Source organism: Spirosoma sp. (genome assembly GCF_048594605.1).
Classification (GTDB): domain Bacteria; phylum Bacteroidota; class Bacteroidia; order Cytophagales; family Spirosomataceae; genus Spirosoma.
On record NZ_JBMDWV010000255.1, the window covers coordinates 1 to 8755 of the forward strand.

The 8755-nt window shown below is 47.6% G+C and carries 5 protein-coding genes; 2 read left to right on the forward strand and 3 right to left on the reverse strand.

What is annotated here, in order from left to right; translation table 11 throughout:
- The 3 genes from ACOJS8_RS15810 to ACOJS8_RS15820 all read right to left on the reverse strand — a co-directional run.
- On the reverse strand, positions 1–290 hold a 290-nt coding region (locus ACOJS8_RS15810; protein ID WP_420149512.1), incomplete at its 3' end, for a DDE-type integrase/transposase/recombinase.
- A gap of 245 nt (positions 291–535) precedes the next feature.
- Complete coding sequence (locus ACOJS8_RS15815) at positions 536–928, reverse strand: hypothetical protein (protein WP_420149513.1); 393 nt, start codon at positions 926–928, stop codon at positions 536–538.
- A 228-nt stretch (positions 929–1156) separates the two neighbouring features.
- Positions 1157–5284, reverse strand: a complete 4128-nt coding sequence (locus ACOJS8_RS15820; RefSeq protein ID WP_420149514.1) for a hybrid sensor histidine kinase/response regulator transcription factor — start codon at positions 5282–5284, stop codon at positions 1157–1159.
- Between the two features lie 339 nt (positions 5285–5623).
- Between ACOJS8_RS15820 and ACOJS8_RS15825 the strand changes: the two genes are divergently transcribed.
- Positions 5624–7114 (forward strand): adenylate/guanylate cyclase domain-containing protein, encoded by a 1491-nt coding sequence (locus tag ACOJS8_RS15825; RefSeq protein WP_420149515.1) that lies wholly within the window; start codon positions 5624–5626, stop codon positions 7112–7114.
- A 46-nt stretch (positions 7115–7160) separates the two neighbouring features.
- Positions 7161–8755 (forward strand): patatin-like phospholipase family protein (locus tag ACOJS8_RS15830; RefSeq protein ID WP_420149516.1); only part of this gene is annotated, 1595 nt, incomplete at its 3' end.

The window sequence follows — 8755 nt, forward strand, 5'->3', positions numbered from 1 at the left end:
TCTTTGCGAGCTGATAAAGCCATTCTCAAGGCATTGAGTGCCCCTTGTGCGTGCATCGTCTTCTGGAGTGACCAACCCACAATTTTGCGCGAGAAGGCATCCATAATGACATACAAATACGCGTAGTTAGGTCCTATAGAAATATAGGCTAAGTCACTAACCCACAGTTCATTCACCCGCGTTGGCTTCAAATCTTTTGCCATGTTAGGATACTTGTAATGGGGATGGTTAGACTCCGTGGTAGCAACCTTGCTGGCTTTTTTCTTGGCCAGCATGCCGTGTTCTTTCAAGAGCAAGTGCAATCGATCTCGACCTAGTTTTATTCGATGCCGAGTCAGAAACTGCTTCAACTCATTATGCAATTTGTGCGTACCCATCCCAGGCATCTCACACCGTATTCGTCTGACCTCCTGCAAGATAGCATCAGTCTGGAAACTCGTTCTTTCCGCTCGCTTAGTAGCCGCATACCAAGCTTGACGCACCCGGCCAAACAGTCGACAAATCAACTCCATGCCCACTAAGGGGTAGCGACGAGTCAATTTTTCGGCCGCTTGGCGCCAGGCTTTTTTACGATAGGAATATGAAACTGCTCTTCAGCAATCTGAATAACGGTTTGATATGCTTCAGCTTGTAGGCGTAAATACTGATTCTCTTTTTCCATATCAGCCAGTTTACGCTCCAGCATTTCGACATAATCCGCTTCCCGTTTCATAGACTTTCGACGGTTTTTAGGGTGTAAAAGGGGAAGTAAGCGGCACCGGTAGTACCAGCGGTTAAGACGGCGTAATTCCGTCCGAGAGATGCCCAGTTTTTCTTCTAATTCGGAGGCCTGGACCCGTTCAGCGCGATAAGCTTCGACCACTTTCCATTTAAAGAGTCGATTTTTCTTTTTCCTATAAGCTACTAAGTCATCGAGATACGCATTCATACTGGTTTAGCGACTACTAATTCCAGTAGCATACGAGTCTATTTTGACAGCCATAGTCTTGACCTTTCGTATATGATTTGGGACACAAGCTGCAAAGAACAATTTATGTCGCAGTGCAACTATCGGCTGCTTAACCAAGGGTTTTACTGAGCAATATTTACTGAACCTCGCCAATATCAAATAGTAACTAAGTAATTCTGGTGGAGAAATACTGTCCGGAGCCACATCTTACTTCGTTTGATCTGTGCTGGTTCGACTATGAATAGACCTATTATATTTAGAAGGTGGCACCTGATAACGCTCTTGAAATACTTTCGCAAAATACGACAGGCTCTCAAAACCTACACTGTAGGCAATTTGAGTGACGTTATCATTGCCCAATCGGAGTTGTTCCGCGGCTTTCTCCAGCCGGATTTCCCGAATAAAATCTGTCGCTGTTGTGTTGGTAATGGCTTTCAGCTTGCGATACAGTTGAACTCGACTCAAGCTGACCGATTCAGCCAATGCTTCCACAGAGAAGTCTGGCTGTTCAATATGGTCTATTACTACGTTTCGTAGCCGCTCAAGAAATTTTTGCTCGGCTACCAGTAAGCTCGGTTGGGCAGTCTTGACCACTGGCGTTTCCACCACCGGAGCCGCGGCTTTACTAGAAAAATGCGCAAACAGGCGTTGTCGCTGCTCAATCAGGTTGCGTACGCGTGCGTTGATTACAGACTGGTTAAACGGCTTGGTCAGATAATCGTCGGCTCCTAATTCAAAGCCTTCAATACGATCTTCGACAGTGGCCTTGGCGGTCAGCATCACCACGGGAATATGACTGGTGGCTTCCTGCGTTTTTAGCGCCCGACAAAACTCAAATCCATCGAGCCGCGGCATCATTAGATCGCAAATGATTAGGTCTGGTAACGCAGTGGTGGCTTTCTCCAGGCCATCCTGCCCATCAACCGCATCTAGAATCTGGTATTCCTGCTCAAAAATGCCACGTAAATACGTCCGAATGTCGACATTATCGTCGATAATCAGTAGAATTTTATCGGAGGTAGAAACTAAGGTAACGTCCTTCACTAGTAAGGTTTCCTGTAAGAACGGATCAAGCTGAGGGACGACCGATGAGGGGGGCGTTAAGCTAGGTAAAACAGAATTTACAGTACTGGTCAAAGGCAGCGTAACCGTGAATGTTGTTCCAACATATTCTGTGCTAACTACTTCAATACGGCCATTCAGTACGCGCACAAGTTCATTGACCAGAGCCAATCCAATACCTGTACCTTCGTAATTTCGATTTGACGTACCATCGACCTGGTAGTAACGGTCGAAAATTTTGGCCTGATTCACTGAGGCAATACCAATGCCTGTATCTGTGACGGTTAGGGTAAGGTGGCTACGTTCAGTGGGGGGCGAATACGTAACAGTCATACGCACCTGCTGGCCGTCGGGCGTAAATTTAAGCGCATTCGAGAGGAGGTTAATTACAATTGTTTCAAACTTGTTGTGGTCGAAATTGGCCCACACTACTTCACGATTCTGGGTGAAAACAAAAGATATTCCCCGGGTTTCGGCCAACGATGTAAATGAATTGGCTAACAACTGGAAAAATCCGGCTATGTCGCCAGGTTCCGATTCGATTTTAAGTTGACCCGCTTCGAGTTTACTCAAATCAAGGAGTTGCGTGATCAGGCTTAGTAGTCGGTTGCTGTTTTGCTCCATCAATACCACGGTTGGCTCCGTGATTGTTACGTTCGTTTCCGTTAGAAACCGTTTTCTCAATTCAGTTAAAGGGCTCAGAATTAGGGTCAATGGAGTTCGGAACTCGTGCGAGATATTGGCGAAAAACCGCGTTTTCAGAGCGTCAAGCTCGGCTAATCGGCTGGCTTCTTTCTGTTCGAATCCAATTTGTTGGACTAACAGCAGCCGCTGCGTCTGGAATCGGTATAGTTGCCAGGCAATGATGACCAGCACCAACAAGTAAAATAGATAAGCCCACCAAGTCCGATAAAAAGGCGGATTTATCCGAATCTGTAAGGTCAGCGGTTTGCTCCAATGCTCGCCATCCACCGACCCCATCATAGCCAACTGATACGCTCCATCGGGCAATTGGGCGTAATTGGCAAATCGGTTGGTACCTGCCTCCACCCAATCTTGGTCGATTCCCTCAAGTCGGTAGCGATAGCGGTTGGTAGCCGAATTGGTGTAATCCATTACCCCAAACTCGAACGTCAACAGGTTCTGGTCGTGGGATAAATTGAGTTGATTGGTGAATTCAATGCTCTGTTCCAGGACTTTATCGTTCTGGCCGACTTCGGCTGGTTTATTATTTACCTTCAGCCCAATTATATTCACCAGTGGTCTTTTATTTACTACAGCAGAGAGTTCTGAAGGGCGAACAATATTTAATCCTTTCACCCCCCCAAACAGCAGATCCCCCGATGGGGCTCTGGTAAACGAAGCTGTATTAAACTCATCATCCTGAAGGCCATCGGCGCGGGTATAGTTTCGAAAATGGCGGGTTCTGGGGTTGAACTGCGACAGGCCCCGGTTGGTACTCAGCCAGAGGTGGCGATTGGCATCTAGTAAAATGCCATAGACGACTTTATTGGGCAATCCCTGCGCTTCGGTAAAGTGATCAAATTGGCCGGATTGCTTATCCAGTCGATCCAGCCCACCGCCTTTTGTTCCTACCCACAAATACCGACCCGGTTCATCCGGGTCATTGGCCAGAGTTAGCACAAAATTGTTACTCAAACTTTGCCGATTCGTGGTCGAGTTTTTAAAGTAAGTGTAAGTCGGTTTCGTTGATAGATGGTCGGCCTTGATCAGCCCCTGCTGCGTACCGATCCAGAATGAACCATCGGGCTCGCGAAGGAGTGCATGCGTTTCCATTTCGTACTGGGCCGGGTAGCTGAATACGCTGAATGTTTCGGTTTTAGGATTAAATCGCACTAACTTTCCCCGCATTGCCCCAATCCACAGGTATCCGGCCGGGTCTTCCAGTGTCTGATTTACCCAAAAGCCAAATTCAATGCCAGTAGGCATTGGGTATTTCCTAATCAATTTCCAATCACTCGAAAATTTAAACAGATGCTGGGTGTGGGTCTGGAAATTGGTGTTTGAGACCCAGAAAAAGCCTTGTCGATCCTGTATGATATTTCGTTGGCGTCGATCCGCTTCGGGCAATCGATCATCCAGAAAGGGGACTAATTTATTGGAAACCTTGTCTAGTAAGCCGAAGGCAAACTGATAACGGGCGTATATTCGCCCTTGCCGATCGACCAATAAATTCGAGAGGGTTGACTTTGGCAGGTACGACTTGAACTGCTTGACATGCGGATTGAACTTTCGGAGTCCATAGCCGCTAGTCCCTGCCCAGATATTCCCCGTCATGTCCTGAATCACCGTTGTGACGCCATACACATCCGGGGGGAACTCGATAAAGGCATTCCGAACGCTCAGGCTATCCTGGGCAAATAATTGGGAAGCTGATAACAGCCAGAGATGGCTGTCGGTCGAGATAGCCAGTGTATTTTTATTAATCGGTTTGATATGGGCTCCTAGATTCGTCTTGCCGGGTAACGCAATTGACTTGGTGATGCCCCGATGCCAGGCCTTTATTTGTTTACTGGCGCTGGCAAACCGAAAACCCTGCTTCGTATCTTCATAAAGATCAAAAATACCAGAGGTTTCTCCGGCCAATGGATTGAACGTACGGATAGCGCCAGGTTTGCGCCAGTTGAAGATATGAATTTTGTTACCAACTGCTGTCAGACATTCGCCATTTTGGTTAAAACTGAAATGAAAATGATCCTGAGTCGCCCGCTTCTTATTAAGGTTCAGCGATTGTTTTTTAATCTGCGAAGTAAAGTCAACTTTTTCGGGGAAGCCTGTCTGAAGTGAGGGAGGTAATTGAATTTTAATGGATATCCCCACACTAGTACCTACCCAGATATTACCCTCCGGATCTTCATCCAGCAACCGAATCTCATAGTTATTGGCCGATGCAGCTTTGTTGTCATTGAGGGTTATATGGTAAAATCGTTGTGTCTGGTCGTCGTAGAGATTTAGACCGTTTGTGAGTGTACCAATCCATAGTCTACCTTTTCGATCAATTAATAAAGCAGAACAGGCACTCTCAGAGAGACTGTATTCATTGTAAGGGTCGTGGGTAAAGACCTTGAAATTGTAGCCATCGTACCGATTGAGTCCATCCTTGGTAGCGATCCAAAGAAACCCCCTGCGATCCTGTTTAAGATCGAAGACCATTCCTTGCGACAGGCCATCCGAAATAGTCAGTTCCTGCCAACCTTTTTGTTGGGCAACTAACGTAGTGGAAAGAAAAAAAAGTAAAAAGAGGATGCGCATTCGATAAGCCACTAATGACAACTAATAATCCGCAAAATAATAAACCGGTTATTATATAGTAACAATAAATACACCATTTATATAAACAAGACTAAACCGGCAGCTTTTTGGCCTTTACGAAGCCTTTTTTGCTAAATGAAACCGGAGAGCTAAAAAATGAAACCAGAGCGTTAGCAGTCCATCGGGCATGTTCGGAGCTTTAGGCAAGCCAAAACGATCATGACAATACATTTCTTTTCTCATCCAAAACTCGCGGCAGTAGCTACGTGCCAGTCTGGTTTAGCCCCTAAACGTAGCAGACCTAGCCCCATGTCGCGTCGACCATTTACACGAAGCGGAATGCAGCCAATCCGCTTCATTCTCTTAATTGGATTGGTGGCTGGATTACTACCACCACTTTGGGCGCAGGTCGCTACGCAATCATCGTCACACTGGGCGAACGAATTAGCACGGCAAACTGACAGCACGCGTAAGGCTGAAGTGCTATTGTTCATGGCCAAAGACATAGAGATTAGTGATCCGAAGACCGCACTAACCTACGCACAGCAGGCATTTAACCTCGGTGAACAGCTCAAAGCGTCAAAAGTAATAGGCTTAGCTGCTCTACAACTCTCAAAGTTACACGCAATATTAGGGAACAAAGCAAAAGCTCGACGTTTCCGCAAACGGGCTGAAGAAACCCTACGGTCGGTAGACCTCATGGCTGAGCTGAATCAACTGGAAACGCAGAAATCACAGGCTGAAGAAGCTGCTCGGGCTAACGCTGATGCTGCCGCCATTTCGCAGCAGGCCGTGAATCAGCTCAGTGGCGAAGCGCAGCAAAAGCAGGTGATCTTAGCTCAGCAGGGCAAACAACTCTCGCTACGTAATCAGCAACTGCGTCAACAGGATAAGTTGATTGGCCAGAAAAATCAGCTCATTGGGCAAAAAAACCAGCTTATTGGCCAGAAAGATTCTATGCTGACCAAGCGGGAGTTAATCCTGCAGTCCCAACAGGATCAAATTAAAATTCTTGAACAGGAAAAAGCGCTACAAAAAGCCGAAGCGGAGCATGAACGCACGGTACGTAACGCGTTGCTAGCAGGAGCCGGACTGCTGCTGGCACTCGCGGGGCTGCTGTGGCGACTGATCACCAATAAGCAGCGTACCAATCGTGAACTGGCGCAGAAAAATACCCAGCTTGATCTGGCCCGCCAACGTTCCGACGAACTGTTATTGAACATTCTGCCTAGTGAACTGGTAGACGAATTGAAGGTAAAAGGCATCACCCGTACCCGTCAACATGAAGAGGTGACAATCATGTTCACTGATTTCCGCGACTTCACCAAGATCAGTGAGCAGCTTTCACCCACCGATCTTGTTCAGGAAATCGACTACTGCTTCCGCCACTTCGATCATATCATTGGCAAATACCCCAGCCTTGAAAAGATCAAAACCATTGGCGATGCCTATCTGTGTGCTGGTGGCCTCCCTGCTGCACACCCCGACCACGCCCATGATATGGTAGCGGCTGCCCTTGATATTCGAGATTTCGTCAGCGAACTCGAAAAGCAACGTGCCCGTGAAGGCAAGGTCGCCTTCCAGATTCGAATTGGCATTCATACCGGACCGGTAATCGCGGGGGTAGTCGGAGCAACCAAATTTGCCTACGACATCTGGGGGGATACGGTGAATACAGCAGCCCGACTTGAATCGGCGAGTGAACCGGGGCAGGTCAATATTTCAGGGGCGACTTACCAGCGAATTCAGGATCAGTTTACCTGCCGGTATCGGGGCGAAATAGCCACGAAAAATAAAGCGAACATGAACATGTATTTTGTTGACAAATAGCAGTATACGCTCGAAAATGTTTTACACTGGCAACCTGAAAACATCTATGAGACTTAGCATTGAACCTTTGGTTAACTCCTATCAGAAAGAACAGTTATTAACAAACCTGCACCGTATTTTCGGTCAGTTCGATACCACTATGCTAACCATGCTCGAGCCCCTGCTGGAGTGGGTAGAGATCAGTGGAGGGGATATTCTGTTTCGGCAGCACGATATTGGTGACTCGCTCTATTTAGTTATTAGTGGTCGATTACAGGCGTACATACTTGATGAAAAGAATCGACGTCAAGTAATCGGCGAGATCATTCGGGGTGAAACGGTGGGCGAGATGGCCATTTTCACCGGTGATCCCCGCAGTGCTACAATCGTTGCCTTGCGTGATACTGTACTGGTGAAACTTTCTAAGTATGCCTTCGAACAGGTCATTGCGGCCTATCCTGTCGTATCTATGAACGTAACCAAACTCATTATAAACCGGCTTCGTACCTCTCAGGGTCAGCGAAAAGTAATCAAGAAACCCGTCAATATCTGTGTACTTGGTTTACACGAGAACCCGGAAGAGCCTATTAGCCAGGCCACCGGGTTTACCTCCAAATTAGCATCTCTTTTGCACCAGAAGGGCTCAACCTTTATGGTGTCGAGTGAGGTAGTGGATACTAATTTCAACCAGCCTGGATTTGCTCAGGTGGATAAACAAACCCCAATGGCCTATCGTCAGCTGACTCAGTGGCTCGATGACCAGGAGTCGCAGCACGATTTCATGCTCTACGTAACCGATCCCTACCAGCCTGGAGAGCCCCTTCCCGAGTGGACACGCCGATGTCTGCGTCAGGCCGATGAAATCTTGCTACTGGCTGATGCTCGGAAGGAACCCGATCTGACACGTATCGAAATACAATACCTGACCAACGAACTGCGCGCGGGTGTTCCACACACATTACTCCTGTTACACCCTTCCGATACAACGCATCCACGTAATACGGCTCGCTGGCTAGCGCTACGTCCGGCGGTTAAATCGCATTATCATATCCGTCCAACACTTGGTCGGGATATGGCCCGTTTGGCCCGTATCCTGAGCGGTACAGCGATTGGACTGGTACTGGCCGGAGGGGGAGCGAAAGGGTTTGCACATATAGGTGTATTACGGGCTATACAGGAGTGGGGCATTCCGATTGATTTTGTGGGCGGAACGAGCGTAGGTGCGCTGGTGGCGGCTACTTTCTCGTTCGACGAAGCGATTGAACCAACTACCCAGCATCTCCGCAAAGCTGCTCATTTTAACCCTACTAGGGATTACAATTTTCTGCCGTTTATATCACTCATTCAGGGTCGACGTATCAAACAGATGATTCAGACCTGCATCAACGACTTTACAGGTAATATGAACCCGGATATCGAAGATAGTTGGCTAACCTTTTTTGCCCTGTCGAGCAATTATACGCAGGCCCGTGAAGAGGTTCACACGCGGGGCGCTATGGTTAAATACCTGCTGGCTACTTCGGCCATTCCGGGTGTATTTCCCCCTGTGATTGATGGCAACGACCTGCTGGTGGACGGAGGTTCATTCAACAACTTCCCCTCTGATGTGATGAGTCGATTCGGTGTGGGTAAAGTGATTGGAGTAGACCTAAGTATCGATAA

Excerpts from the sequence above, each read along its gene's own strand:
- ACOJS8_RS15825 (WP_420149515.1), top strand. The coding sequence starts at position 5,624 with ATGCAGCCAATCCGCTTCATTCTCTTAATTGGATTGGTGGCTGGATTA.
- ACOJS8_RS15815 (WP_420149513.1), bottom strand. The coding sequence starts at position 928 with ATGAATGCGTATCTCGATGACTTAGTAGCTTATAGGAAAAAGAAAAAT.
- ACOJS8_RS15820 (WP_420149514.1), bottom strand. The coding sequence starts at position 5,284 with ATGCGCATCCTCTTTTTACTTTTTTTTCTTTCCACTACGTTAGTTGCC.